General features: G+C 64.3%; 23 protein-coding genes and 1 tRNA gene. 20 read left to right on the plus strand and 4 right to left on the minus strand.

Annotation, left to right across the window (positions count from 1 at the left end; all coding sequences use genetic code 11):
- The first annotated feature begins 25 nt into the window (after positions 1 to 25).
- Positions 26 to 1123 carry a tRNA nucleotidyltransferase/poly(A) polymerase-related protein gene (locus AC25M7_RS20785; protein WP_028689039.1) on the plus strand — a complete coding sequence of 366 codons (1098 nt, stop codon included), beginning with the start codon at positions 26 to 28 and terminating at the stop codon, positions 1121 to 1123.
- A gap of 63 nt (positions 1124 to 1186) precedes the next feature.
- On the opposite strand, the gene folK is transcribed toward AC25M7_RS20785, so the two are convergent.
- Both folK and folB read right to left on the minus strand, forming a co-directional pair.
- Positions 1187 to 1696, minus strand: a complete 510-nt coding sequence (folK, locus tag AC25M7_RS20790) for a 2-amino-4-hydroxy-6-hydroxymethyldihydropteridine diphosphokinase (protein ID WP_028689040.1) — start codon at positions 1694 to 1696, stop codon at positions 1187 to 1189.
- Positions 1687 to 2043 (minus strand): dihydroneopterin aldolase, encoded by a 357-nt coding sequence (gene folB, locus AC25M7_RS20795; protein ID WP_028689041.1) that lies wholly within the window; start codon positions 2041 to 2043, stop codon positions 1687 to 1689. The genes folK and folB overlap by 10 nt, the downstream gene beginning before the upstream one ends.
- 74 nt (positions 2044 to 2117) lie before the next feature.
- Between folB and plsY the strand changes: the two genes are divergently transcribed.
- Positions 2118 to 2687, plus strand: a complete 570-nt coding sequence (gene plsY, locus AC25M7_RS20800) for a glycerol-3-phosphate 1-O-acyltransferase PlsY (protein WP_028689042.1) — start codon at positions 2118 to 2120, stop codon at positions 2685 to 2687.
- Between the two features lie 24 nt (positions 2688 to 2711).
- Here the strand turns inward: plsY and tsaD are convergent, their stop codons facing one another.
- A complete protein-coding gene (gene tsaD, locus AC25M7_RS20805) occupies positions 2712 to 3737 on the minus strand; it encodes a tRNA (adenosine(37)-N6)-threonylcarbamoyltransferase complex transferase subunit TsaD (RefSeq protein ID WP_028689043.1) in 1026 nt (341 codons plus the stop codon).
- A gap of 205 nt (positions 3738 to 3942) precedes the next feature.
- Between tsaD and rpsU the strand changes: the two genes are divergently transcribed.
- The 9 genes from rpsU (at position 3943) to AC25M7_RS20850 (ending at position 15009) form a co-directional block, all read left to right on the plus strand.
- Complete coding sequence (gene rpsU / locus AC25M7_RS20810) at positions 3943 to 4158, plus strand: 30S ribosomal protein S21 (protein WP_003255575.1); 216 nt, start codon at positions 3943 to 3945, stop codon at positions 4156 to 4158.
- A gap of 281 nt (positions 4159 to 4439) precedes the next feature.
- Complete coding sequence (gene dnaG / locus AC25M7_RS20815; protein WP_486971408.1) at positions 4440 to 6428, plus strand: DNA primase; 1989 nt, start codon at positions 4440 to 4442, stop codon at positions 6426 to 6428.
- Between the two features lie 67 nt (positions 6429 to 6495).
- Positions 6496 to 8346 carry an RNA polymerase sigma factor RpoD gene (gene rpoD / locus AC25M7_RS20820; protein WP_028689045.1) on the plus strand — a complete coding sequence of 617 codons (1851 nt, stop codon included), beginning with the start codon at positions 6496 to 6498 and terminating at the stop codon, positions 8344 to 8346.
- Positions 8347 to 8466: 120 nt separating this feature from the next.
- Entirely contained in the window at positions 8467 to 12210 is a 3744-nt protein-coding gene (locus tag AC25M7_RS20825; RefSeq protein WP_028689046.1) for an EAL domain-containing protein, read from the plus strand.
- A gap of 17 nt (positions 12211 to 12227) precedes the next feature.
- A tRNA-Ile gene (locus AC25M7_RS20830) sits at positions 12228 to 12304 on the plus strand.
- A 227-nt stretch (positions 12305 to 12531) separates the two neighbouring features.
- Positions 12532 to 12906, plus strand: coding sequence for a hypothetical protein (locus AC25M7_RS20835; protein ID WP_028689047.1), 375 nt, complete (start codon positions 12532 to 12534; stop codon positions 12904 to 12906).
- 183 nt (positions 12907 to 13089) lie between these two features.
- Entirely contained in the window at positions 13090 to 13791 is a 702-nt protein-coding gene (locus AC25M7_RS20840; protein ID WP_028689048.1) for a hypothetical protein, read from the plus strand.
- Positions 13788 to 14420, plus strand: coding sequence for a hypothetical protein (locus AC25M7_RS20845; protein WP_062362951.1), 633 nt, complete (start codon positions 13788 to 13790; stop codon positions 14418 to 14420). The genes AC25M7_RS20840 and AC25M7_RS20845 overlap by 4 nt, the downstream gene beginning before the upstream one ends.
- Positions 14421 to 14547: 127 nt before the next feature.
- Complete coding sequence (locus AC25M7_RS20850; RefSeq protein WP_028689050.1) at positions 14548 to 15009, plus strand: Lrp/AsnC family transcriptional regulator; 462 nt, start codon at positions 14548 to 14550, stop codon at positions 15007 to 15009.
- Positions 15010 to 15024: 15 nt separating this feature from the next.
- Here the strand turns inward: AC25M7_RS20850 and AC25M7_RS20855 are convergent, their stop codons facing one another.
- Positions 15025 to 15315, minus strand: a complete 291-nt coding sequence (locus AC25M7_RS20855; protein ID WP_028689051.1) for a DUF3077 domain-containing protein — start codon at positions 15313 to 15315, stop codon at positions 15025 to 15027.
- Between the two features lie 595 nt (positions 15316 to 15910).
- On the opposite strand from AC25M7_RS20855, the gene AC25M7_RS20860 reads away from it, so the two are divergent.
- The 9 genes from AC25M7_RS20860 (at position 15911) to AC25M7_RS20900 (ending at position 25955) form a co-directional block, all read left to right on the plus strand.
- Positions 15911 to 17593, plus strand: a complete 1683-nt coding sequence (locus tag AC25M7_RS20860; protein ID WP_028689052.1) for a flavin monoamine oxidase family protein — start codon at positions 15911 to 15913, stop codon at positions 17591 to 17593.
- A gap of 16 nt (positions 17594 to 17609) precedes the next feature.
- Positions 17610 to 18392, plus strand: coding sequence for a carbon-nitrogen hydrolase family protein (locus AC25M7_RS20865; RefSeq protein ID WP_062362948.1), 783 nt, complete (start codon positions 17610 to 17612; stop codon positions 18390 to 18392).
- A 52-nt stretch (positions 18393 to 18444) separates the two neighbouring features.
- On the plus strand, positions 18445 to 20760 hold the full coding sequence (pqqF, locus tag AC25M7_RS20870) for a pyrroloquinoline quinone biosynthesis protein PqqF (protein WP_232853228.1): 2316 nt from the start codon (positions 18445 to 18447) through the stop codon (positions 20758 to 20760).
- Positions 20761 to 20931: 171 nt separating this feature from the next.
- Complete coding sequence (gene pqqA, locus AC25M7_RS20875; RefSeq protein WP_003243383.1) at positions 20932 to 21003, plus strand: pyrroloquinoline quinone precursor peptide PqqA; 72 nt, start codon at positions 20932 to 20934, stop codon at positions 21001 to 21003.
- Positions 21004 to 21094: 91 nt separating this feature from the next.
- A complete protein-coding gene (gene pqqB / locus AC25M7_RS20880; protein WP_028689055.1) occupies positions 21095 to 22006 on the plus strand; it encodes a pyrroloquinoline quinone biosynthesis protein PqqB in 912 nt (303 codons plus the stop codon).
- A 27-nt stretch (positions 22007 to 22033) separates the two neighbouring features.
- Entirely contained in the window at positions 22034 to 22771 is a 738-nt protein-coding gene (gene pqqC / locus AC25M7_RS20885) for a pyrroloquinoline-quinone synthase PqqC (protein ID WP_175406172.1), read from the plus strand.
- A complete protein-coding gene (gene pqqD, locus AC25M7_RS20890; protein ID WP_028689057.1) occupies positions 22768 to 23043 on the plus strand; it encodes a pyrroloquinoline quinone biosynthesis peptide chaperone PqqD in 276 nt (91 codons plus the stop codon). Before pqqC ends, pqqD begins: the two co-directional genes overlap by 4 nt.
- On the plus strand, positions 23015 to 24163 hold the full coding sequence (gene pqqE, locus AC25M7_RS20895; RefSeq protein WP_028689058.1) for a pyrroloquinoline quinone biosynthesis protein PqqE: 1149 nt from the start codon (positions 23015 to 23017) through the stop codon (positions 24161 to 24163). The genes pqqD and pqqE overlap by 29 nt, the downstream gene beginning before the upstream one ends.
- Positions 24144 to 25955 (plus strand): S9 family peptidase, encoded by a 1812-nt coding sequence (locus tag AC25M7_RS20900; protein ID WP_486971409.1) that lies wholly within the window; start codon positions 24144 to 24146, stop codon positions 25953 to 25955. Before pqqE ends, AC25M7_RS20900 begins: the two co-directional genes overlap by 20 nt.
- The last annotated feature ends 35 nt before the right edge of the window (positions 25956 to 25990 follow it).

A 25990-nucleotide genomic window follows, 5' to 3' on the forward strand; every position in this document is an offset into this window, starting at 1 on the left:
CTGTCGGCAGAAATGGAGGTTTCACATGCAGATCTACAAGGTTGGCGGCGCTGTGCGTGACCGCCTGCTCGGCCGTCCGGTCAGCGACGTCGACTGGCTGGTGGTTGGCGCCAGCGTCGAACAGATGCAGGCCCTGGGCTACCGCCCGGTGGGCGCGGATTTTCCGGTTTTTCTTCACCCCAGGTCCGGTGAGGAGTACGCCCTGGCCCGCACCGAGCGCAAGAGCGGGCGCGGTTATGGCGGTTTCACCTTCCACGCAAGCCCCGACGTCACCCTCGAAGAAGACCTGATTCGCCGCGACCTGACCATCAACGCCATGGCCGAGGACGAACACGGCCAGCTGTACGACCCCTACCACGGCAAGGCAGACCTGGATAACCGAATCCTTCGCCATGTTTCCCCGGCATTCGCAGAAGATCCACTGCGAGTGTTGCGTGTTGCGCGCTTTGCGACGCGCTATGCACCTCTGGGTTTCGAGGTGGCCGACGAAACCCTTGCCCTCATGCGGCAGATCGCCGAGTCGGGCGAACTGCAGGCGCTTACTGCCGAACGCAGCTGGAAGGAGATCGAACGGGCATTGATGGAAAACGAGCCACAGGTGTTCGTCGAGGTGCTGCGCAGTTGCGGCGCACTGAAAGAGCTGATGCCAGAGCTGGAGCACGGCACCGATACACTGACTGCACTGCACCAGGCGGCCAGGCACCAGCAATCCCTGCCTGTGCGTTGGGCTTGCCTGCTGCGCGGATTGGAATCAACGGCGATCAAAGCACTCAACCAGCGCTTCAAGGTCCCACGCGAATGCCAGGAACTGGCGATACTGGTGGGGGAGTTCGCCGAACAGGCCGATCAAGCTCTGGCACTTGAGCCGACAAGCCTGCTGGAAATGCTGCAGAAGTTTGATGTGTATCGTCGGCCGCAGCGTTTCGACGACTTCATTGCCGCGTGTGAAATGGCGGCAGTGGACTCGAGTTATCCACAAGGCAGGTATCTGCGCGATGCAGCTGCGGCGGCTCGGGCCGTGGATGTGAAGCCGCTTGTGCAACAGGGGCTGACCGGCCAAGCCTTGGGGGAGGCGCTGAAGGCGCAAAGGCTTGAGGCGCTGAAGGCCTACACGCAGCAGTGAGCCCATCGCAGGGAGCAAGTCCGATTGGTGGAAGAGGGCTTGCTCCGCGATCGCAAGTGCGGCTCAGACCTGCGTGAGCTGCAGCCCACGCCACTCGAACGGCACCGGCGCCAGTACCTGATCGATGCTCGCCTCTTCCCACAACTGCGCCATGGGCTTGCCGACCCCAGGGTGCACCCGTTGGGGCGCCAGCAAAGACAAGGGCCACAGCACGAACGCGTTCTTCAGGATCTCCGCCCGCGGCAGCACCAAGCCGTTGAAGGTGCCATGCAGATCGTCGTACAGCAGCACGTCGATATCCAGCGGAAGGCCCTTGCGGTCGGGTGCGTAGCGGCCATTTTCCGCTTCGATGAACTTCAGCCGGCGGTCCAGCTCCAGCAGCGGCAGGTCGGTCTTGCCGGTCACCACGAAGTTGATGAATGGCCCGCTCTTGATACCCACTGCCTGGCTTTCGAACGCCGGCGAGCAACGCATGTCGATGAGTATCGCAGCCAGGGCATCGAGCCCGGCGCACAGGTGCCGCTCGCGGTCGATGTTGCTACCCAGCCCGAGATATACGGTACTCAGAGACATCCGCGCTCGATCTCCACGCCAACGCCGCCCCGGGCCGCAGGCACCGCACCCGGCTTGGTCAGTTTCAGCCGCACCCACGGGATCTTGAACTCTTCCATCAGTACGGCCACCAGACGCTCGGCAAAGGTCTCCACCAGTTCGAAGCGCGCCTGCTCGGCGAAGGCCTGGACGCGCGCCGAGACACTGGCGTAGTCCAGGGCCAGCGACAGGTCGTCACCGGCCGCCGCCGGGCGGTTGTCCCAGGCGAAACTCAGGTCAAGGCGCAGGCATTGGCGAATATCCCGCTCCCAGTCATAGGCACCGATGACGGTATCGACTTCCAGGCCTTCGATGAACACTCTGTCCAAGCACTTCTCTCCACAGCACGACAAGGGCGACGGGCGCCGTTAGAATCAGGGCGTCCTCGCCCGGAATAGTTAGCATGTTTTGGTCACTGGCGCTGCTTGCCTACCTGCTCGGCTCTCTGTCCTTCGCCATCGTCCTGAGCCGCCTCAGCGGCAGCCCCGACCCGCGCTCCAGCGGCTCGGGCAATGCCGGCGCGACCAACATGCTACGCCTGGCCGGCCGCAAACTGGCGATCCTGACGCTGCTCGGCGACCTGTGCAAGGGCATGTTGCCAGTACTGCTGGCCCGCCTGGCCGGGCTCGACCAGCAGGAGCAGGCCTGGGTCGGCATCTGCGCGGTGCTCGGCCATCTGTTCCCGGTGTACTTCCGTTTCCAGGGCGGCAAGGGCGTGGCCACTGCCGCCGGCATGCTCATGGCGTTGTACTTTCCCGCCGCGCTGCTGGCCATCGGCGCCTGGCTGCTGACCTTCTACCTCACCCGCACCAGCTCGCTGGCGGCGTTGATCGCCACGCCATTGACGCTGCCGCTGCTGGCCTGGCGCGAACCCGAAGCGCTGCTGCCGATGACGGTACTGACGATCCTGATCGTCTGGCGCCACCGCAGCAACCTGCGCGACCTGTTCGCCGGGCGCGAGCGCCATTTCTGAGACGCCCGCACAAGCCGGCACCTTTCACACCGCCGGCAACTGCTCCATCGGCCAGCGCGCCTGCACGCTGATGGCCAGGTCCTGCCGCTGCCCGGCCAACAGGCGCTGGCAACCGGCATAGGCGATCATCGCGCCGTTGTCGGTACAGAACCGTGGACGGGCGTAATAGACGTTGCCCTTGATGCTGGCCAGCATTTCTTCCAGCGAAACGCGCAAGGCCTTGTTGGCGCTCACGCCACCGGCGATGACCAGGCGTTTGAGGCCAGTCTGCTTGAGCGCACGCTTGCACTTGATGGTCAGAGTCTCCACCACCGCCTGCTGGAACGCCAGCGACACGTCGCAACGGGTTTGCTCGTTGTCGTCCCCGGCGTCGCGGCATTGCTGCCAGGTGTTCAGGGCGAAGGTCTTGAGGCCGCTGAAGCTGAACTGCAGGCCCGGCCGATCGCACATCGGCCGCGGGAACACGAAGCGCCCGGGCGTGCCTTGCTCGGCCAGGCGGGCGATCTCGGGGCCGCCCGGATAATTGAGGCCGATCAGCTTGGCGGTCTTGTCGAAGGCTTCGCCAGCGGCGTCGTCCAGGCTCTCGCCCAACAGCTCGTACTGGCCGATGCCATCGACGCGCACCAGCTGGGTGTGGCCACCGGACACCAACAAAGCGACGAACGGAAATTCCGGCGGCTGCTCCTCGAGCATCGGCGCCAGCAGGTGGCCTTCCATATGGTGCACACCGATCGCCGGAATATCCCAGGCAAAGGCCAGCGCCTGGGCGCAGGAGGCGCCCACCAGCAGCGCGCCGACCAGGCCGGGACCTGCGGTGTAGGCGATGGCGTCGATCTCGGTGGCGACGCAGTCGGCTTCCTGCAGCACCTGGCGAATCAGCGGCAGCATGCGCTTGACGTGGTCGCGCGAGGCGAGCTCGGGCACCACGCCGCCATAGACGCGGTGCAGGTCGATCTGGCTGAACAGCGCGTCGGCCAGCAGGCCGCGCTCGCTGTCGTATAATGCGACGCCAGTTTCGTCGCAGGATGTTTCCAATCCCAGTACTAGCATGGGTCCGTGCCTTGTTGAGGCTGAATTCGAAGGCGCGCATGATAGTCCCCGTGTCCGGTGCCGACCAGCGGTTTTCGATCAGAGGCTTTGCATTCCGGCCAGCTAAGGGTTAACATCCGCAACCCTTGAAAACCGACGTTCTCCAGCACACCTTATGTTTTGCCAGGAGCACGTCTACCCCGGTAATGAATTAAGGTAGCCCTGGATGCCAGCCGTCAAAGTTAAAGAGAACGAACCCTTCGACGTAGCTCTGCGTCGTTTCAAGCGCTCCTGCGAAAAAGCCGGTGTACTGGCTGAAGTTCGTAGCCGCGAGTTTTACGAGAAGCCGACCGCCGAGCGCAAGCGCAAAGCCGCTGCCGCTGTAAAGCGTCACGCCAAGAAGGTTCAGCGCGAACAGCGCCGCGCCGTTCGTCTGTACTAAGTACAGCCGTTCTACGCAAAGCTTCTGCCATGCCCGGCCTCGTGCCGGGCTGATGGCAGCGGTCGCTTCAAACCCTTGGCCATGCGCCTTGGGCGCCCCGGCAAAAGCCATGGGCAACCCGCATCAACGCGTCAGAACTGGTCCTCGACCAGGCGTGCACGTCCTTTCTGACGAGCCATTCATGGGCTGGTGACGAGCACACTCCTCTTCCTGCGAGATACCCCACGCCAAACCCGCGCACAAGCGTTTAGACTTGCCAGTTGCCAGATGACGAGACTGCCATGGCCGGGCTGATTCCCCAGAGCTTCATCGATGACCTTCTCAACCGCACCGACATCGTCGATGTGGTGAGTTCGCGCGTCCAGCTGAAGAAGACCGGCAAGAACCTGTCCGCCTGCTGCCCGTTCCACAAGGAAAAGAGCCCCTCCTTCACCGTCAGCCCCGACAAGCAGTTCTACTACTGCTTCGGCTGCGGCGCCGGCGGCAACGCGCTGGGCTTCATCATGGACCACGACAACCTGGACTTCCCCCAGGCGGTCGAGGAGCTGGCCCGCGCGGCCGGCATGGAGGTACCCCGGGAAGAGGGCCGCCGCGGACAGAAGCCGCGCCAGCCAACCGATTCACCGCTGTACCCGCTGCTAGAAGCAGCCAGCGAGTTCTATCGCCAGGCCCTGCGCGGCCATGCCACTCGCAAGGCGGCAGTGGACTACCTCAAGGGCCGCGGCCTGTCCGGCGAGATCGCCCGCGACTTCGGCCTGGGCTTCGCCCCGCCGGGCTGGGACAACCTGCTCAAGCACCTGGGCGCCGACGCGTTGCAGCAAAAGGTGATGATCGACGCAGGCCTGTTGATCGAGAACGCCGAGAGCGGCAAGCGCTACGACCGTTTCCGTGATCGGGTGATGTTCCCGATCCGTGACAGCCGTGGCCGGGTCATCGCCTTCGGCGGCCGGGTACTGGGCGACGACAAGCCCAAGTACCTGAACTCCCCGGAAACCCCGGTGTTCCACAAGGGCCAGGAGCTGTATGGCCTGTACGAGGCGCGCAAGCACAACCGCAACCTCGACGAGATCATCGTGGTCGAGGGCTACATGGACGTCATCGCCCTGGCCCAACAAGGCCTGCGCAACGCGGTGGCCACCCTCGGCACCTCCACCAGCGAGGAGCACCTCAAGCGCCTGTTCCGCGTGGTGCCCAGCGTGCTGTTCTGCTTCGACGGCGACCAGGCCGGCCGCAAGGCCGCCTGGCGCGCCCTGGAGGCGACCCTGTCGAGCCTGCAAGACGGCCGCCGCGCGCGCTTCCTGTTCCTGCCCGAGGGTGAAGATCCGGACAGCCTGGTGCGCGCCGAAGGCACCGACGCCTTCCAGGCCCGCATCAACCAGCACGCCCAGCCTTTGGCCGACTACTTCTTCGAGCAGTTGAGCAACGAAGCCGACCCGCGCTCGCTGGAAGGCAAGGCGCACATGGTCACACTGGCCGCGCCGCTGATCGAGAAAGTGCCGGGCGCCAACCTGCGCCAATTGATGCGCAACCGCCTGAAGGACATCACCGGGCTTGACCCGCAGCAGATGGAGCAGCTGGCGCAGAGCGCGCCAACGCCAAGCGTGCCGGACTACGACCCCGGCTACGATTACGACGCCATGGCCAGCTACACGCCTGACCATGGCGACATGCACTACCCGCCCGCCTATACGCCGCAGCAGCAGGAGCAACGTCCCTGGACGCCAAACAAAGGCGGTAGCAAGAAACAGTGGGACGGCAAGCCATGGGACAAGAAAGGCGGCAAGCCCTGGCAGCGCGACGGCCAGCGCGGCGAAGCCCCGCCACGGGTGCCAGCGCCGGTCGAACCGCCGACACTCTCGGCCCTGCGCACCTTGCTGCACCACCCGCTGCTGGCCGGCAAGGTCGAGGACGCCAGCCACTTCGCCGACGAAGAGCAGATGTACAGCCAGCTGCTGGTGGCGCTGATCGAGGCCGCGCAGAAAAATCCTAAGCTAAGCTCAATGCAGCTGATCGCACGCTGGCACGGCACCGAGCAGGGCCGCCTGCTGCGCGCCCTGGCGGAAAAGGAATGGTTGATCGATGCCGACAACCTTGAACAACAGTTTTTCGACACTATAACTAGTTTGTCAGCTCGCCAGCGCGAGCGCATCTTGGAACATTTGATCAGAAAATCGCGTCAAATCGAGTTGGACGGGGAAGAAACCGCCAAGCTTCGCGAACTGCTCAGACGCAATGTTCCAGCACAAAACCCGACCTCATCTGGCGCGTGAGGTCCAGGTTCGGGTATAATCCTCGGCTTGTTTTTTGCCCGCCAAGACCTTCAGTGGATAGGGTGTTATGTCCGGAAAAGCGCAACAGCAATCTCGTATCAAAGAGTTGATCACCCGCGGTCGTGAGCAGGGCTACCTGACTTACGCGGAGGTCAACGACCACCTGCCTGAGGATATTTCAGATCCGGAACAGGTGGAAGACATCATCCGCATGATCAACGACATGGGGATCAACGTATTCGAGAGTGCTCCGGATGCGGATGCCCTGTTGTTGGCGGAAGCCGACACCGACGAAGCCGCAGCCGAAGAAGCCGCAGCCGCGTTGGCGGCAGTTGAGACCGATATCGGCCGCACGACCGACCCGGTGCGCATGTACATGCGCGAGATGGGTACCGTCGAACTGCTGACCCGCGAAGGCGAGATCGAAATCGCCAAGCGTATCGAGGAAGGCATCCGTGAAGTCATGGGCGCCATTGCTCACTTCCCGGGCACCGTCGACTACATCCTCGGCGAATATGATCGCGTCACCAGCGAAGGTGGCCGTCTGTCTGACGTTCTCAGCGGTTACATCGACCCTGATGACAACATCGCCGCGCCGACCGAAGAAGTGCCGATTCCAGGTGCCAAGGCCGCTGCCGCGAAGGAAGAGGAAGACGAAGAAGACGAAGAAAACGCCGACGGCGATGACGAGGAAGAGGCCGAAAGCGGTCCGGATCCGGTCGTTGCCGCGCAGCGTTTCGGTGCGGTCAAGGATCAGCTGATCGACACCCTCAAGGTGCTGAAAAAGCACGGTCGTAGCCACAAGGACAGCATCGGCGCCATGCAGGCCCTTGCCGACCTGTTCATGCCGATCAAGCTGGTGCCGAAGCAGTTCGACGCACTGGTCGAGCGTGTACGCAGCGCCCTGGACCGTCTGCGCCAGCAGGAACGCGCCATCATGCAGCTGTGCGTGCGTGATGCCCGCATGCCGCGCGCCGACTTCCTGCGCCTGTTCCCGAGCAACGAGACCGACCAGACCTGGTCCGGTGACCTGGCCAAGCGCAACACCAAGTGGGCCGCCGCCCTGGGTGAGAAAGACGCCGCCATCGTCGCCTGCCAGCAAAAACTGATCGACCTCGAGACCGAGACCGGCCTGACCGTCGCCGAGATCAAGGACATCAACCGTCGCATGTCCATCGGCGAAGCCAAGGCCCGCCGCGCCAAGAAGGAAATGGTCGAGGCGAACCTGCGTCTGGTGATCTCGATCGCCAAGAAGTACACCAACCGCGGCCTGCAGTTCCTCGACCTGATTCAGGAAGGCAACATCGGCCTGATGAAGGCGGTGGACAAGTTCGAATACCGTCGCGGCTACAAGTTCTCGACCTATGCGACCTGGTGGATCCGCCAGGCGATCACCCGCTCGATCGCCGACCAGGCGCGCACCATCCGTATCCCGGTGCACATGATCGAGACGATCAACAAGCTCAACCGCATTTCCCGGCAAATGCTGCAGGAAATGGGTCGCGAACCGACCCCGGAAGAGCTGGGCGAACGCATGGAGATGCCTGAGGACAAGATCCGCAAGGTCCTGAAGATCGCCAAGGAGCCGATCTCCATGGAAACCCCGATCGGTGACGACGAAGATTCGCACCTGGGCGACTTCATCGAGGACTCGACCATGCAGTCCCCGATCGACGTGGCCACGGTCGAAAGCCTCAAGGAAGCGACCCGTGACGTGCTCTCGGGCCTGACCGCACGTGAAGCCAAGGTGCTGCGCATGCGTTTCGGCATCGACATGAACACCGACCACACCCTCGAAGAGGTAGGCAAGCAGTTCGACGTGACACGCGAGCGGATCCGTCAGATCGAAGCCAAGGCGCTGCGCAAGCTGCGCCACCCGACGCGAAGCGAGCATCTGCGCTCCTTCCTCGACGAGTAAAGACGAACCCCGGCCCAGGCCGGGGTTTTTCTTATGTGACAGAAGGTCGTTGCCACTGTCTACCCAGCGGGTGGAATGCCCGTCTACACTCGAATCAGACCCCCTGATCGAGAGGCCGCTATGCCCATGATGCCGGCCTTCCTGTTGCTGCTCCTGCTCACCTGGAACACAACGGCCGGCGCCCTGACCCTGACCGACGAGGAACAAGCCTGGCTCAGCGCCCACCCCGAGCTGCGCCTGGGCGTCGATGCTTCATGGCCGCCGTTCGAATTCCGCGACCAGGAAGGTCGCTACCAGGGATTGGCCGCCGATTACATCGCCGTGATCCAGGAACGTCTGGGGGTCACCCTCAAGCCGATCGAGCCCAGCAGCTGGACAGAAGTGCTCGAACAGGCGCGCAGCAATCGCCTCGACCTGCTCCCCGGGATCATGTCCACTCCGGAGCGCCAGAACTACCTGGCCTTCACCCGCCCCTACCTGGACTTCCCGATCGTCATCCTCGCCCACTCCGGCGGCGCGCAACCACGCAACCTCAAGGACCTCTACGGCCTGAAGATCGCCGTGGTGGAAAACTACGCCCCCCACGAGCTGCTGCGCACCCACCACCCCGACCTCAACCTGGTGGCCATGCCCAATGTCAGTTCGACCCTGCAGGCCCTGGCCACCGACGAAGTGGACGCGGTGGTCGGCGACCTTGCCTCGAGCATCTGGAGCCTGCGCCAGCTCAAGCTGGACGGCCTGTATGTCAGCGGCGAGACACCGTACCGCTACCAGCTGGCCATGGCCGTGCCCCGGCAGCAGAAGGTGCTGGTCGGCATCCTCGACAAGGTGATGGCCGACATGAGCAGCAGTGAAGTCAGCCGTATCCAGCAACGTTGGGTGGGCAACGTCGTCGATCAGCGGACCTTCTGGCACGATGTCCTGCTCTATGGCCTGCCGGCGGTGCTGGTGCTGATGGCCATACTGGCGGTGGTGATCCGCATCAACCGGCGCCTGAGCTCGGAGATTTCCCGGCGCATAGCCCTGGAGCAGGAACTACGCAGCAGCGAGTACCACTATCGCGGCCTGGTCGAGAGCCTGTCGGCGGTGGCCTGGGAAGCCGACGCCAACGACTTCAGCTACAGCTATGTCTCGCCCCATGCCGAAGACCTGCTCGGCTACCCCACGGCGCAATGGCTCAAGCCCGGCTTCTGGCGCAGCATCCTGCACCCGGAGGACGCCCTTTGGGCGCAGGCCTACTGCGACAGCGAAACGGCAGCCGGGCGCGACCACAGCCTCGACTACCGGGTGATCCGCGCCGACGGCCACACCCTGTGGGTACGCAATATCGTCAGCATGATCGAGCACGGCCACAAGCCGCTGATGCGCGGACTGATGATCGATATCAGCGAAACCAAGCACACCGAGGATGCCCTGCGCCTGTCAGAGCAGAAGTTCGCCTCGGTGTTCCAGCAGTGTCCGGACATCCTGGTCATAGCCCGGCACAGCGATGGCTGCCTGCTGGAGGTCAATGAAGCCTTCGAGGAGCTGATCGGTCTGAGCCCCACCCAGGTGATCGGTCGCACCGCCACCGAGCTCGGCCTGTGGGGCGTGGCCGGCACCGGCCCGGCGCTGCTCGAACGCCTGCACCGGGGCGGCATTCGCAACCTGGAAATGACCTTCCGCCGCAGCAACGGCGAACTGTTCACCGGCCTGACCTCGGCCGAAACCTTCGAACTGGACAGTATGCCGGCACTGGTGGTAGCGATCCGCGACATCAGCCAGCTCAAGGAAACCCAGCAACAGTTGCAGACCTCCGAAGAGAAGTTCGCCAAGGCCTTCCACGCCTCCCCCGACGGCCTGCTGCTGTCGCGCCAGAGCGACGGCCTGCTGCTGGAGGTCAACGAAGGCTTCTGCCGCCTGACCGGCTACGACATCAGCACCACGGTCGACCAGACCTCGCTGGACCTGGGCATCTGGGTCGACCTCAACGAGCGCCAGCGCCTGGTCGACCAACTGCAGCGCGACGGATTCGTGCGCGATTTCAGCTGCCATATCCGTCGCAGCGACGGGCAGATCCGTCTCTGCGAGCTGTCCGCCCGGCCACTGCCGATCGGCGGCGTCGACTGCATGCTGACCATCGCCCGCGACATCACCGAGCGCCACCTGATGCAGGAAAAGCTGCAGCTGGCCGCCACGGTGTTCGAGAACACCGCCGAGGGGGTGCTGATCACCGACACCGACCAGCGCATCAGCGCGGTCAACCGCGCCTTCAGCGAGATCACCGGCTACAGCGAGATCGAGGCCCTCGGCCAGACCCCGCGACTGCTCGCCTCCGGCCAGCACGACAGTGCCTTCTACGCCGCCATGTGGCACCAGCTGACCGCCGAGGGTCACTGGCAGGGCGAGATCTTCAACAAGCGCAAGAACGGCGAGCTGTACCCCGGCTGGCTGACCATCAGCGCCGTGCGCAACCAGGAGCGCGAGATTACCCACTTCGTCGCCGTGTTCGCCGATATCTCCAGCCTCAAGCACGCCCAGGCCAAACTTGACTACCAAGCCCACCACGACCCGCTCACCGGCCTGCCCAACCGCGCCCTGTTCGAAAGCCGCCTGCAGGGCGCGCTGACCTGCGCCCAGGTGTCCAACCGCCAGGGCGCGGTGCTGTTCCTCGACCTCGACCGCTTCAAGCACATCAACGACAGCCTCGGCCACCCGGTGGGCGACCTGCTGCTCAAGGGCATCGCCCAGCGCCTCAAGGAGCAGGTGCGCGACGTGGACACCGTGGCCCGCCTCGGCGGCGACGAGTTCATCATCCTCCTGCCCGGCCTGCACAAACCCAGCGATGCCAGCGCCATCGCCAACAAGCTGCTGGCCGGCTTCCATGCACCATTCCAGGCCGGCGAGCACGAATTCTTCACCAGCGCCAGCATCGGCATAAGCCTGTACCCGCAGGACGGCACCGATGTCGCCAGCCTGATCCGCAACGCCGACGCCGCGATGTACCGTTCCAAGGCCAAGGGTCGCAACCGCGTCGAGGCCTACACCCGCGAGCTCACCACCCAGGCCAGCGAACGCATTGCCCTGGAACACGAGCTGCGCCGCGCCATCGAGCGCAACGAGCTGAGCCTGTGCTACCAGCCCAAGTTCAGCCTCAAGACCCAGAGCCTGGTCGGCGCCGAGGCGCTGGTCCGCTGGTCCCATCCCACTTTCGGCGAAGTGCCGCCCGAGCAGTTCATCCACTTGGCCGAGGAGAACGGCACCATCCTGCAGCTCGGCGACTGGGTGCTGGAGCAGGCCTGCCGGCAGATGCACGCCTGGAAGAAGGCCTACCACGCCTTCGGCCCGCTCTCGATCAACCTGGCCGGCGCCCAGTTGCGCCAGCCCAACCTGGCCCGGCGCATCGAACAGCTGCTGCGCAGCTACCAGCTCAAGGCCGGCGACCTGCAGTTGGAGATCACCGAGAACTTCATCATGAGCCAGGCCGAGGAAGCGCTGAGTGTGCTGCACCAGCTCAAGCTGCTGGGCGTTCAGCTGGCCATCGACGACTTCGGCACCGGCTACTCGTCACTCAGCTACCTCAAGCGCCTGCCGCTGGACATCCTCAAGATCGACCAGTCGTTCATCCGCGGCCTGCCCGACGATCCCCACGACGCCGCCATTGCCCGCGCCATCATTGCCCTGGGCCGCAGCATGCAACTGACGATCATTGCCGAGGGCGTGGAAAACCAGGCGCAGCAGCGCTTCCTGGCCGCCGAAGGCTGCGAACAGATCCAGGGCTACATCGTCAGCCTGCCGCTGCCGCCGGACGAGTTCGCGGCGACCTTTCTTCGCATAGCACAAACGGATCTTTCGGATGGCACCCTATCGAAACCCTCGTTATAATCCAGCGCTCCTGCTGAGGGCCTATAGCTCAGTCGGTTAGAGCAGAGGACTCATAATCCTTTGGTCCACGGTTCGAGTCCGTGTGGGCCCACCAGAAATGAAAAAGCCGCGCAGTTGCGCGGTTTTTTTTGCATGACGTCCTGCAACTTGCCCGCTTGTGCAGGCGCAAATTTCGTACTTCTCCCATGGCAAGGCAGGCACCGGTGGCAGCGGCAAAATGCCTTTAGCACACCCGTTCTATTTCGCCGCCGATGCCACGTTTCTAGAATCCCTCCATCGCTTCGGCACCGAGTCGGAGCCCAGTGATCGAGGGAACGACACATGAATATCCAAGGAACGCTTGGAGCCCTGCTCATTGCACCCATGCTGGTAACACTTGCCGGTTGCGTGGCGCCGGGTTCCTACAACCAGGGCCAGCAGCCCAGCCAGATGGCCGGCGGCAATGCGCCCTGCACGCCCAGCGCTACCGACAACCTGATTTCCACCGGCCGCAGCCTGCTGAGCATCGCCAACTCGGTGCTGGAAACCAAGCACAGCATGAATGGCACCTCGGCCACCTATGACCAGCGCATGCAGTTGGCGGAGAACGCCCAGAAGGTCAACCAGGGCAACCAGATGCTCGACAACGTCGAGAGCATGACTGTCGGCCTGAAGTCGCCTTGTGCGACCACGGCGCAGACCAGCGCTGCGCGGTGACCATCGACGACCTTTACATTCTCGCAAACATGACAAAACCGCGCATTGGCGCGGCTTTGTCATGTTTGCGAGAATGACAAATGGACACAAGCACTACGCGATAGTCCTTGCTAGGATGACGCCGCCATCACGGCATCTCGCAATGAGGCCTGCCAACACATCGACCCAGACGAAGGAACCGTCATGCTCAACGCCGTACTAGCCGGCAAGAAACGGGGTACCGGCCTACTCGATCAGGCGCTTGCAATCGAACGTAGCGAAGGCGCCGAGGATGTGTTGACGTCCACGCTCTTCGAACGCTTGGCCTACCTGCCTGACGTACAGTTCTGCGCCATCTTCGAAGCGTTGCTTGGTGAGCCGTTCGGCCCACTGGAAAGCATTGCCTTCTGGCCCTCCTGGTACCTACCCGAGGCTAAACGCGTAGAGCCCGACGTGGTTATGAGCGACGGTAAGCGCACCCTTGTAATTGAGGCCAAGCGCTACGATCACTGCCGCCAGCAGGAGCCCGAGCAGTTGGCACGCGAGCTCAGAGCCGGCTGGCACGGCGGCCAGTTGGAAGCAGCCAGCATCCTGCTGACGCTGGGAGGGCTTGAGGATACGTCTACACAGACATGTCAGCTGTTGCTCGATGCACTGCACAATGAACTGAATGGCCAGCCCCAGAAAACATTCAATCTGGTTTGCCGCAGTTGGCAGCAGTTGTTCCAGGTGGTGGAAAACGAGCTGGCAGAAGGATCCACAGGCGGCCAGCGTTTGCTCGACGATCTTTCACGGTGCTATGCCTGGCACAACCTTAAAACCCATCCGGTGCAATGGCTCGACGCCTTGCGACCGGTTCACATTGAAACGCCACCTGGTGCTTTCGCGGCATGGAGCCTTGCATGACCGATCCTCTGAACAACGCACTGCTCGACATGCGTCGCGCCTATAGATTGCTCGCCGATTATCAACAACGGATGTTCGAGTTGCTGGGCTATATCCGCGACCGTCTGGGCGCCAAGGACTATCACCAAGCGTACGTCCACTCGCTGCCACAAAGCGTGGCCGGCCTTGAAAATCGCACGGCCAGTGGCCTGCGTTACCTGCCGTTCTATGACCTTTCGGTGATCTGGTTACGCTGCCCGCAGAATCAGGCCGATAAACCACACACCCACCTCAAGGGTGACCTGATGTTCGGAGCCTGGGTGCGCAGCGATACGGGGTACAACAAATACACTGGCCAGTTCAGTGACACGCCGGTCGTCGCAACAGAGAGCGAGCTGCTGATTTCGGTAGTCATCTGTGATGTGCCAGCACCGGGCAACTGGTACTGGAACGTCTGGTCGGCTATCAGCTACCCAGCTGATGGAGAGGTCAACGACCAAGACAAGCCAGGCTATCGCTGCTTCGCCAAAGCAGTTCCCCTGGCACAACTAGCGGACAAAGTAGCGATCGACTCAGCGCTGCACCGCTGGTGCCTGGAGGCCAGCCAGAAACTGGACGCAGAAATCACGCTCCACCCGGTACACTCTTGATCCGAGCAATGGGCCACCCTGTAGAAAGCGCGGCCGATTGGGTAATTCAAAGCCACACTGCCATCTAGCGTCTTGCCCTCCGCGGCCGGTGCTGGCTAGTCTAGCGGGCCCACTGCCGAGACTCGCCATGCCAGACGCCCGCGCCATCACCCTCGACGAAATCGACCGCCAGTTGATCGCCCTGTTGCAGATCAACGCCCGCGAAAGCGTCGCCACCCTCGCCCGCCAGCTGGGCATCGCCCGCACCACCGTGAACTCGCGCCTGGCGCGGCTGGAGAAGAGCAAGGTCATCACCGGCTATGGCGTGCGCCTGGGCCAGCGCCTGCTGGGCGGCGGGCTGCAGGCTTACGTGGGGATCAAGGCGCAGCCACGCTCGGGCAAGGACATCGTGCGCCGCCTGGGCGCCATGGGCCAGGTACAGCAACTGTGCGCGGTGAGTGGCGAGTTCGACTATGTGGCGTGGCTGAACAGTGATTCGCCAGAGCAACTGGACCAGTTGCTCGACCAGATCGGCAGCCTGGATGGGGTGGAGAAGACCACCACGTCGATCATCCTCAGCAGCAAGGTAGACCGCGGCCAGCCGGGCTGACCACGGCCCCAACCATCAAGCCTCCATCGCGTCGAGCAGCCCTTCCAACAGCGCGCGCACCGTTTCCGCCGAATGCAGGATCGACCAGATCATCGCCCGCCCCGCCTCGGGGGCATGGTGCTGGGCGTAGTCGTCGGCGATTTCCTGGATGGCCCGGGCCAGCATGCTGGCGTGGACCAGGGCGTCGGCGGCATCGACGCCGGGGCGCACGGTGAAGATGGGGGGATGACTGGACTGGCAGGAGCAGAAGGACTGCTCGGTGGTTGGGTTCAGGGCGAGGGGTGGGTCGGGGACGATCTTCTTCATGGGTATTGCCTCCATTACCGGCTCAAGAAGGCCGCCACGCAACCTTCTCACGGGAATGGGTGGCAGCCATGCGCGGGGTGAGAACCGGCGAAGTTGGAGGCTACATTCCGGCCAGGCAGAACCTGCCCGCGCACAGCTGCCATGACAGCATGCCTCCAATTTGATCGCCGGGTTCTCACGCCCGATCACCGAATAGGCGGTGACCGGCCGAAGTTAACCGCGAAGGGTTCTCCCAAACTGCCAGACCGAGGCTACATGGCTCGTAGGATACTTCCTGTTATTACATGTCTCTGTAGGACCAAGCTGATTCTCTCCAGCGCGAAGCAGATTTTGTGGGAGCGGGCTTGCCCCGCGATGCGGTGTATGGCACCGACTTCGCCGGTGATCGCGGGTCAAGCCCGCTCCCACAAAGAGAGCAGCTGATACCGGGTTAAAATCGTCATTTTCTGCAAAAAATAGAACACTATGACGAAACAAATCACATAACGACGCCAATCTGCACCTTAATAACGAACACCCCACTTCATAAAATGGCCACCAGGCATTCTCTATACTCAGGCTCCGCCCCCTGCGCAGCCCCTGGCAAGGTCATTACATGAACAAGAAAAACCGCCACCCCGCCGACGGCAAGAAACCCATCACCATCTTCGGCCCCGACTTCCCGTTCGCCTTCGACGACTGGCTGGAGCACCCGGCCGGCCTGGGCAGCATCCCCAAGGAGCGCCATGGCGAAGAGGTGGCGATCGTCGGTGGTGGCATCGCCGGGCTGGTGGCGGCCTACGAGCTGATGAAGCTGGGCCTCAAGCCCGTGGTGTACGAGGCCTCCAAGCTGGGTGGCCGGCTGCGCTCGCAGGCGTTCAACGGCACCGACGGCATCGTCGCCGAACTGGGCGGCATGCGCTTCCCGGTGTCGTCCACCGCGTTCTACCACTACGTCGACAAGCTTGGCCTTGAGACCAGGCCCTTCCCCAACCCGCTGACCCCGGCTTCGGGCAGCACGGTGATCGACCTGGAAGGCCAGACCTACTACGCCGAAAAATCCGCCGACCTGCCGCAGCTGTTCCACGAAGTGGCCGACGCCTGGGCCGACGCCCTGGAGAGCGGCGCGCAGTTCGGCGATATCCAGCAGGCCATCCGCGACCGCGACGTGCCGCGCCTCAAGGACCTGTGGAACAAGCTGGTGCCGCTGTGGGACGACCGCACCTTCTATGACTTCGTCGCCACCTCGCGCTCGTTCGCCAAGCTGAGCTTCCAGCACCGCGAGGTGTTCGGCCAGGTCGGCTTCGGCACCGGCGGCTGGGACTCGGACTTCCCCAACTCGATGCTGGAAATCTTCCGCGTGGTGATGACCAACTGCGACGATCACCAGCACCTGGTGGTCGGCGGCGTCGAGCAGGTGCCGCAGGGCATCTGGCGCCATGTGCCGGAACGTTGCGCCCACTGGCCGGCCGGCACCAGCCTCAGCGGCCTGCACGGCGGCGCGCCACGCACCGGGGTCAAGCGCATCGCCCGGGCCAGCGACGGGCGCCTGGCGGTCACCGACAACTACGGCGACGTGCGCCACTACGCGGCGGTGCTCACCACCTGCCAGAGCTGGCTGCTGACCACCCAGATCGACTGCGAGGAGTCGCTGTTCTCGCAAAAGATGTGGATGGCCCTGGACCGCACCCGCTATATGCAGTCGTCGAAGACCTTCGTCATGGTCGACCGGCCGTTTTGGAAGGACAAGGACCCGGAAACTGGCCGCGACCTGATGAGCATGACCCTCACCGACCGCCTGACCCGTGGCACCTACCTGTTCGACAACGGCGACGACAAGCCTGGGGTGATCTGCCTGTCATACGCGTGGATGAGCGACGCCCTGAAGATGCTGCCGCACCCGACCGAAAAGCGCGTGCAGCTGGCCCTCGACGCGCTGAAGAAGATCTACCCCAAGACCGATATCGCCGGGCATATCATCGGCGACCCGATCACCATCTCGTGGGAGGCCGACCCGCACTTCCTCGGCGCCTTCAAGGGCGCGCTGCCGGGCCACTACCGCTACAACCAGCGCATGTACGCGCACTTCATGCAACAGGATATGCCCGCCGAACAGCGCGGCATCTTCATCGCCGGTGACGACGTGTCGTGGACCCCGGCCTGGGTGGAAGGCGCTGTGCAGACTTCGCTCAATGCCGTGTGGGGTATCATGAACCACTTCGGTGGCCAGACCCACCCGGACAACCCCGGCCCGGGCGATGTGTTCCACGAGATCGGCCCGATCGCCCTGGCCGACTGAGCGAAGGAGTAGCGCCATGCGCATCGCCCTGTTCCAGGGCACGCCCAAGCCGTTGGACGTGCCCGGCAATCTCGAGCGCCTGCAGCACCAGGCCCAGCAGGCTGCCGCCCAAGGTGCGCAGTTGCTGGTGTGCCCGGAAATGTTCCTCAGCGGCTACAACATCGGCCTGGACCAGGTGGAACGCCTGGCCGAGGCCGAGGACGGCCCCTCGGCCATGAGTGTCGTCGAGATCGCCCAGGCGCACCGGATCGCCATCGTCTACGGCTATCCGGAACGGGCCGAGGACGGGTCGATCCACAACAGCGTGCAACTGATCGACGCCCATGGCCGCAGCCTGTGCAACTACCGCAAGACCCACCTGTTCGGCGAGCTGGACCGCTCGATGTTCAGCCCGGGCGACGATCACTTTCCGGTGGTCGAGCTGGACGGCTGGAAGGTCGGGCTGCTGATCTGCTACGACATCGAATTCCCGGAGAACGCCCGACGCCTGGCGCTGAACGGCGCCGAGCTGATCCTGGTGCCGACGGCGAACATGGCGCCTTACGACTTCGTCTGCCAGGTGACCGTGCGCTCGCGGGCGCAGGAGAACCAGTGTTATCTGGTATACGCCAACTACTGCGGCAGCGAAGGCGAGATCCAATACTGCGGGCAGAGCAGCATCGTCGGGCCGGATGGTGATGTGCTGGCGATGGCCGGGGACGAAGAGGGGCTGTTGCTGGCGGATCTGCAACGCGAGCGGGTATTGAGAGGTCGGGAGGCGTTTCCCTACCTGGCGGACCTGCGTCGGGATCTGCATTAACAGCGACAGGGCCAGAACAGACAACCTCGGCATTGCACGCTAGCATGGCGTCATGTCCGACGCCATTCGCCACCTCACCCTCGCCAACGGCCTGCACCTGACCCTGCGCCACGCGCCACGCCTCAAGCGTGCGGCGACGGCGTTGCGGGTGCATGCCGGCAGCCATGACGCACCCGCGCGCTGGCCGGGCCTGGCGCACTTTCTCGAACACCTGTTCTTCCTCGGCAACAGGCGTTTTCCGCTGGACGACGGCCTGATGCGCTACGTCCAGGGCCTGGGTGGCCAAGTCAACGCCAGTACCCGCGAACGCACCACCGACTTCTTCTTCGACGTGCCCCCCACAGCGTTGGCCGGTGGGCTGGAGCGTCTGTGCCAGATGCTCGCCGAGCCGGACTTCGCCATCGAACGCCAGCGCCGCGAGCGCGAGGTGATCCATGCCGAGTTCATCGCCTGGTCGCGCAACCCCGAGGCCCAGCGTCAGTTCGCCTTGTTGCAGTCGGTGTCGGCGCGCCATCCGCTCACCGGCTTCCACGCCGGCAACCGTTACAGCCTGCCGCTGGAAAGCCAGGCCTTCCAGCAAGGGCTGAGGCAGTTCCACCACGACTTCTACCAGGGCGGGCAACTCACCCTGAGCTTGGCCGGCCCGCAGCCGCTGGATGAGCTGGCGCACCTGGGCAGGCAGTTCGGTGGTCTGTTCGCCAAGGGCGAAAGCGTCGCCCGGCAACGGCCACCCGCCTTGCTCGACGCGCCATTGCACCCACCAGGCGCATGGGGCAAGCGCCACGACCTGCTGTTCGCCCATGATGGACTGCCGGATGGCGCAGAGCAGGCGCTCGAGCTGCTGCTGGCCCAGCTCACCGACAGCCGACCCGGCGGTTGGCTGGATGCCTTGCGCCAGCGCGGCTGGCTGCAGGGCTGCAAGGCGCAACAACTCCACGCCCATGCCGGGCAGTTGCTCTGGCATGTTCAGCTGGAACTGTCGGACCAGGCCTGCCTGACCGAGACTCGGGAGCTGCTGCACGGCTGGCTGGGTTTTCTGCGCCAACAGGACCACAAGCCGCTGAACGACCGCTTCGCACGCCTGCAGCAACGCCATGAACAGGCCGCCAGCGCAATGGAACTGGCCCAGCGCGACAGTGCCGGCCGGCCTTTCGCAGGGCTGGGGACACAAGGCGTGGAAGCCTTTGCTGCACTGCTGTGGGACCTGCCTTCCTCGAATGCCGGAGACTGGCATTTGCCCCCAGTTGAAGCGCTGCTGGCAACCGAACTTCCCATGATCGACACGCCGTTGCCAGCAGGACTTGGTCTCGGTGGCTGCCTGCCGCCCTCTCGTCAGTTTGCGAGCCTCGACCTGCGTTGGCACATTCCTTCGCCGCTGCGTCAGCGCATGCAGGTCGTTCTGCAATATAGTCTGCAACCCCTGCGCGAGCGTGCCGACCAGGCAGCGTTGCGACTGGGCTTCGAGGCCATTGGCGACTACTGGCAGTTGCGTCTCGCGGGGTACCCGCTGGCCGTGATCAATGCCACGCACGAGGCCCTGACCTTGCTGCGCACGCCAGCCCAGGAGCATTGGTACTCGCCAGCGGCAGCCGAAGCGCCGCTGATACCGATCCGTGCGCTGCTGAAGGCACTGCCGGACGCTTTACTGATGGGTGAAGAGCAACCGCAGCCGGCTTGCACCCTGGACCAGCCGCGGCTCGACGCACTCTGGCAGCAAGCCCGCTGGCAGGGTTTGGCGCAAGGGTTCGCCCCCGCCCAACAGGGCGCCTTGGGCACGGCACTGCAAGGCCTCATGGGACAACCGATCGCCCCCTCGCCAGCGCGCCCGATCCTCGGACGCCACTGGCGGCAGATCCCGACTTCGGGCAGCGAGCCCGCGCTGTTGCTGTTCTTCCCGCTGCCGGCTGATCTGCAGGCCGCCGGTCGACTGCTCGCCCACGTGCTGCAAGGCCCGGTCTATCAGCGTCTGCGCGTCGAGCTGCAGCTGGGTTACGCCGTGTTCAGCGCCTTTCGTCAGATCGAAGGCTACGGCGGGCTGCTGTTCGGCGTGCAATCGCCGCACGCCAGCCACGCACAGATCCTGGGCCATCTGCTGGACCTGCTGCGCGAGGGCGTCGCGCTGGCCCCAGCGGCGCGAGCGCAGCTGGCCGATCAGTTCGACGAGACAGCGATGACCAACGCCGATGTCACGCAATGGGCCTGGCAGGCACATATCGCGACACACAATGCCGACCTGTCGCGCATGCGAAGGTCTATCCTCAATGTCGAACAAGGCCAGCTGGATGCGTTGCTCCAGCAGTTGCTCGATGCCAGGCACGGTTGGTTGTGCCTGGCCAATGCCAGTGCCCCGGACGCCGAATGGCTATGAAAAAACGGTGAGATTGTTACCGCAAATGCAATGGCGCTTTTCGAAGAATTAACCTTTCGGTACAAATTTTTCTTGTAAGATAGCGCAATCTCGGCCAATGGAACCTCTCTCTGCGGGGAGTACCCAATAATGAGCCGACCACCCCAAACCCCATCCGGAAGGAGCAAGCCCATGTGGACCAAACCTGCATACACTGACCTGCGTATCGGCTTCGAAGTGACCATGTACTTCGCCAACCGTTAAACGGCTGCGCAGTTAGACGCCCCGGCCCGCCGGGGCGTTTGTGTTTTTCCGATATGGCTTTCGGGCTAACCTTTCCGGCTAGAGAGTACCCATGTACATCCAGATCCTCGGTTCCGCCGCCGGTGGCGGGTTCCCCCAGTGGAACTGCAACTGCGTCAATTGCAAGGGCTACCGTGACGGTACCCTGCGCGCCACCGCGCGCACCCAGTCGTCCATCGCCCTGTCCGACGACGGCGAGCACTGGATCCTGTGCAATGCCTCGCCGGACATCCGCGCCCAGCTCCAGGCGTTCGCGCCGATGCAGCCGGCCCGCGCCCTGCGCGACACCGGTATCGACGCCATCGTCCTGCTCGACAGCCAGATCGACCACACCACCGGCCTGCTCAGCCTGCGCGAGGGCTGCCCGCACCAGGTGTGGTGCACCGACATGGTCCACCAGGACCTGACCACCGGTTTTCCGCTGTTCAACATGCTCAGCCACTGGAACGGCGGCCTGGTGTGGAACCGCATCGAGCTCGAAGGCAGCTTCGTCATCGACGCCTGCCCGAACCTGCGCTTCACCCCCTTCCCGCTGCGCAGCGCCGCGCCGCCTTATTCCCCGCACCGTTTCGATCCGCACCCGGGCGACAACCTCGGGCTGCTGGTGGAAGACACCCGCACCGGCGGCAAGCTGTTCTACGCACCGGGCCTGGGCCAGGTCGACGCCAAGTTGCTGGAGATGATGCACGGCGCCGACTGCCTGCTAGTCGACGGCACCCTGTGGGAGGATGATGAAATGCAGCGCCGCGGCGTCGGCACCCGCACCGGCCGCGAGATGGGCCACCTGGCGCAGAACGGCGCAGGCGGCATGCTTGAGGTGCTGGATGGCTTCCCGCGCCAGCGCAAGGTGCTTATCCACATCAACAACACCAACCCGATCCTCGACGAAGACTCGCCGGAACGCGCCGAAGTGCAGCGCCGGGGCGTGGAAGTCGCCTTCGATGGCATGAACATCGAGTTGTAAGGAGGCCCTGTGAGCGACGCAACGCCGATGTCCCCTGCCGAGTTCGAGCAGGCCCTGCGCGCCAAGGGCGCCTACTACCACATCCATCACCCCTACCATGTGGCGATGTATGAAGGCCGCGCCACCCGCGAGCAGATCCAGGGCTGGGTGGCCAACCGCTTCTACTACCAGGTCAACATCCCGATGAAGGATGCCGCGATCCTGGCCAACTGCCCGGACCGCGAAGTGCGCCGCGAGTGGATCCAGCGCCTGCTCGACCACGATGGCGCGCCCGGCGAGGACGGCGGCATCGAAGCCTGGCTGCGCCTCGGCCAGGCCGTGGGCCTGGATCCCGACCAACTGCGCAGCCAGGAGCTGGTGCTGCCCGGCGTGCGCTTCGCGGTCGACGCCTACGTCAACTTCGCCCGCCGCGCCAGCTGGCAGGAAGCCGCCAGCAGCTCGCTGACCGAACTGTTCGCCCCGCAGATCCACCAGTCGCGCCTGGACAGCTGGCCGCAGCACTATCCGTGGATCGACCCGACCGGCTACCAGTACTTCCGCACCCGCCTGGGCCAGGCCCGGCGCGATGTGGAGCACGGCCTGGCGATCACCCTGCAGCACTACACCACCCGCGAGGGGCAGGAACGCATGCTCGAGATCCTGCAGTTCAAGCTGGATATCCTGTGGAGCATGCTCGACGCCATGAGCATGGCCTATGAACTGAACCGCCCGCCGTATCACAGCGTCACAAGTGAGCGGGTCTGGCACAAGGGGATCGCCCTATGAGTTTCGACCGTCAACAGGTGCCCGCCTGGCGCCCCGGCTACCGTTTCCAGTACGAGCCGGCGCAGAAGGGCCATGTGCTGCTGTACCCCGAGGGGATGATCAAGCTCAACGACAGCGCCGGGCTGATCGGCGGGCTCATTGATGGCCAGCGCAGTGTCGCTTTGATCATCGCCGAACTCGAGCGGCAGTTCCCCGGTGTGCCCGAAGTCGCCGACGACATCGAGCAATTCATGGAGGTGGCCCGTGCCGAACACTGGATCACCCTCGCCTGAAGTACCGGTAGGACTGCCGCTGTGGCTGCTGGCCGAACTCACCTACCGCTGCCCGCTGCAGTGCCCGTACTGTTCCAACCCGCTGGACTTCGCCGAGCAGGGCAAGGAGCTGAGCACCGAGCAGTGGTTCAAGGTGATGGCCGAAGCCCGCGAGATGGGCGCCGCGCAAATCGGCTTCTCCGGTGGCGAGCCGCTGGTGCGCCAGGACCTCACCGAGCTGATCGGCGAAGCCCGTCGCCTGGGCTACTACACCAACCTGATCACCTCCGGCATCGGCCTGACCGAGCAGAAGATCGCCGCGTTCAAGCAGGCCGGGCTGGACCATATCCAGATCAGCTTCCAGGCCAGCGACGAGCAGGTGAACAACCTGCTGGCCGGCTCCAAGAAAGCCTTCGCGCAAAAGCTGGAGATGGCCCGGGCAGTGAAGGCCCATGGCTATCCGATGGTGCTCAACTTCGTCACCCACCGGCACAATATCGATAAGATCGACCGCATCATCGAGCTGTGCCTGGCCCTGGAGGCCGACTTCGTCGAACTGGCTACCTGCCAGTTCTACGGCTGGGCGCACCTCAACCGCCTGGGCCTGCTGCCGACCCGCGCCCAGCTGGAGCGGGCCGAGCGCATCACCAACGAGTACCGGGACAAGCTCAAGGCCGAAGGCAAGCCGTGCAAGCTGATCTTCGTCACCCCGGACTACTACGAAGAGCGCCCCAAGGCCTGCATGAACGGCTGGGGCAGCCTGTTCCTGACCATCACGCCGGATGGCACCGCGCTGCCGTGCCATGGCGCACGCCAGCTACCGGTGCAGTTCCCCAATGTGCGCGACCACGACCTGCGGCATATCTGGTACGACTCGTTCGGTTTCAACCGTTTCCGCGGCTATGACTGGATGCCCGAACCGTGCCGCTCGTGTGACGAGAAGGAGAAGGACTTCGGTGGCTGCCGTTGCCAGGCCTTCATGCTCACCGGCGATGCCAGCAAGGCGGACCCCGTGTGCGGCAAGTCGCCGGACCATGGCATCATCCTCAAGGCCCGCGAGGAGGCCGAACACGCAACGCTGGAGATCGAACAGATGACCTTCCGCAACGAGCGCAATTCCCATGTCATCGCCCGTGGCTGAGTTCAGCGCAGCCCAGGCGGTGGCCGCCGGCACCGATTTCGCCGAGCTCAAGGTCGGCGCGCAAGGGGTGTTCTGGAACGAGTTCCGCCCCGCCGATGGCGCCTGCCGGGTCTGGCACTGGCGCGATCGGCAGGCCCGCTGCCTGACCCCGGACGGGTTCAGCGTGCGCAGCCGGGTCTATGAGTACGGTGGCGGCAGCTTCTGCCTGGGCGACGACGGGCTGGTGTTCGTCAACGAAAAGGACCAGCAGGTCTACCTGCAGGCCCTGGATGGCAGCCCACCGCGCCCGCTTACCCACGCCGACGACTGCCGCCATGGCGATGTGCAGTGGCAGGCCGGCCAGGTCCTGGCCGTCGAAGAGCAGCATGGCGAACAGGTCGTGCATCGCCTGGTGAGTCTCTCGACGGAGCATCGGCAAATCCTGGCCGAAGGGGCCGACTTCTACGCCTCACCCACGCTGAGCCCCGACGGCTGCCGACTGGCCTGGATCGAATGGGACCGACCTGCCCAACCCTGGACCATCACCCGCCTGATGTGTCGGGAACGCGAACCTTCTGGCGCCTGGGGCCCGGCATGCTGCATCGCCGGGCAGGACGAATCGCTGCAACAGCCGCGCTTCGATGAGCAAGGCCGCTTGTACTGCCTGTCCGACCGCGACGGTTTCTGGCAGCCCTGGGGCGAACTCGACGGACACTGGCAACGCCTGCCCGCCGCGCCCGCCGATCATGCCGCCGCCCCCTGGCAACTGGGCGCCAGCACCTGGCTGGCCCTTGGCCCGTCCAGCTACCTGGCCAGCTGGTTCGAGGACGGTTTCGGCCAACTGGGGCTGCGCCGCGCCGATGGCGAGGTGGAGCGTTATGCCAGTGCGTACACGCGTTTCCGTGGCCTGGCGCTGGATGACGGACAGCTCTATGCCGTAGCCGCTTCGCCGATCAGCCCACCGGCGGTAATCGCCATCGACCGGCGCAGCCATGAAGTCCAGGTGCTGGCAGGTGGCGCCGAGGTGCTGCCCGCCGAGGACATCAGTCTTCCACAACCGATTCGTTACGCCAGTGGCGAAGGCACCGCCCACGGATTCTTCTACCCCGCCATGCAAGGCACGGGCGGGCCATCGCCGCTGGTAGTGTTCATTCACGGCGGTCCGACTTCGGCCTGCTACCCGGTGCTCGACCCGCGCATCCAGTACTGGACCCAGCGCGGCTTTGCCGTCGCCGACCTCAACTACCGGGGCAGCAGCGGCTATGGTCGCGCCTACCGCCAGGCACTGCACCTGAACTGGGGAGCGAGTGATGTGGAAGATGCCTGCGCGGCTGTCGCCCACCTTGCCGGCCAGGGCCTGATCGACCCTGACCAAGCCTTCATTCGTGGCGGTAGCGCCGGCGGTTACACCACCCTGTGCGCCTTGGCCTTCCGGGACGTCTTCCGCGGCGGCGCCAGCCTGTACGGCGTCAGCGACCCCGAAGCGCTGGGGCGGGCCACCCACAAATTCGAAGGCGACTACCTGGACTGGCTGATCGGCGACCCCCGGCGCGATGCCGAGCGTTATCGCCAGCGCACGCCGCTGCTGCACGCCGGGCGGATCAAGGTGCCGGTGATCTTCTTCCAGGGTGAGCTGGACGCGGTAGTGGTGCCGGAGCAGACCCGCAGCATGCTTGAGGCGCTCAAGGCCAATGGTATCGAGGCAGAGGGGCATTTTTACGCGGGCGAGCGGCATGGCTTGCGCCAGGCGGCGAACCTGGCGCATGCGCTCGAGGAAGAGTGGAGGTTCTACAGCCGGTTGCTTGGCCGGTAGGGCAAACGTCGTTCCAGGCTTCAACCGGAACGGCG

The organism is Pseudomonas sp. P106(2024) (genome assembly GCF_057480815.1).

Excerpts from the sequence above, each read along its gene's own strand:
- AC25M7_RS20845 (WP_062362951.1), top strand. The coding sequence starts at position 13,788 with ATGACCGATCCTCTGAACAACGCACTGCTCGACATGCGTCGCGCCTAT.
- folK (WP_028689040.1), bottom strand. The coding sequence starts at position 1,696 with ATGTCTCTGAGTACCGTATATCTCGGGCTGGGTAGCAACATCGACCGC.
- pqqC (WP_175406172.1), top strand. The coding sequence starts at position 22,034 with ATGTCCCCTGCCGAGTTCGAGCAGGCCCTGCGCGCCAAGGGCGCCTAC.
- tsaD (WP_028689043.1), bottom strand. The coding sequence starts at position 3,737 with ATGCTAGTACTGGGATTGGAAACATCCTGCGACGAAACTGGCGTCGCA.
- AC25M7_RS20900 (WP_486971409.1), top strand. The coding sequence starts at position 24,144 with ATGTCATCGCCCGTGGCTGAGTTCAGCGCAGCCCAGGCGGTGGCCGCC.
- rpoD (WP_028689045.1), top strand. The coding sequence starts at position 6,496 with ATGTCCGGAAAAGCGCAACAGCAATCTCGTATCAAAGAGTTGATCACC.
- AC25M7_RS20785 (WP_028689039.1), top strand. The coding sequence starts at position 26 with ATGCAGATCTACAAGGTTGGCGGCGCTGTGCGTGACCGCCTGCTCGGC.
- AC25M7_RS20835 (WP_028689047.1), top strand. The coding sequence starts at position 12,532 with ATGAATATCCAAGGAACGCTTGGAGCCCTGCTCATTGCACCCATGCTG.
- AC25M7_RS20850 (WP_028689050.1), top strand. The coding sequence starts at position 14,548 with ATGCCAGACGCCCGCGCCATCACCCTCGACGAAATCGACCGCCAGTTG.
- plsY (WP_028689042.1), top strand. The coding sequence starts at position 2,118 with ATGTTTTGGTCACTGGCGCTGCTTGCCTACCTGCTCGGCTCTCTGTCC.
- AC25M7_RS20865 (WP_062362948.1), top strand. The coding sequence starts at position 17,610 with ATGCGCATCGCCCTGTTCCAGGGCACGCCCAAGCCGTTGGACGTGCCC.
- rpsU (WP_003255575.1), top strand. The coding sequence starts at position 3,943 with ATGCCAGCCGTCAAAGTTAAAGAGAACGAACCCTTCGACGTAGCTCTG.
- AC25M7_RS20825 (WP_028689046.1), top strand. The coding sequence starts at position 8,467 with ATGCCCATGATGCCGGCCTTCCTGTTGCTGCTCCTGCTCACCTGGAAC.
- AC25M7_RS20860 (WP_028689052.1), top strand. The coding sequence starts at position 15,911 with ATGAACAAGAAAAACCGCCACCCCGCCGACGGCAAGAAACCCATCACC.
- pqqB (WP_028689055.1), top strand. The coding sequence starts at position 21,095 with ATGTACATCCAGATCCTCGGTTCCGCCGCCGGTGGCGGGTTCCCCCAG.
- AC25M7_RS20855 (WP_028689051.1), bottom strand. The coding sequence starts at position 15,315 with ATGAAGAAGATCGTCCCCGACCCACCCCTCGCCCTGAACCCAACCACC.
- AC25M7_RS20840 (WP_028689048.1), top strand. The coding sequence starts at position 13,090 with ATGCTCAACGCCGTACTAGCCGGCAAGAAACGGGGTACCGGCCTACTC.
- dnaG (WP_486971408.1), top strand. The coding sequence starts at position 4,440 with ATGGCCGGGCTGATTCCCCAGAGCTTCATCGATGACCTTCTCAACCGC.
- pqqD (WP_028689057.1), top strand. The coding sequence starts at position 22,768 with ATGAGTTTCGACCGTCAACAGGTGCCCGCCTGGCGCCCCGGCTACCGT.
- pqqF (WP_232853228.1), top strand. The coding sequence starts at position 18,445 with ATGTCCGACGCCATTCGCCACCTCACCCTCGCCAACGGCCTGCACCTG.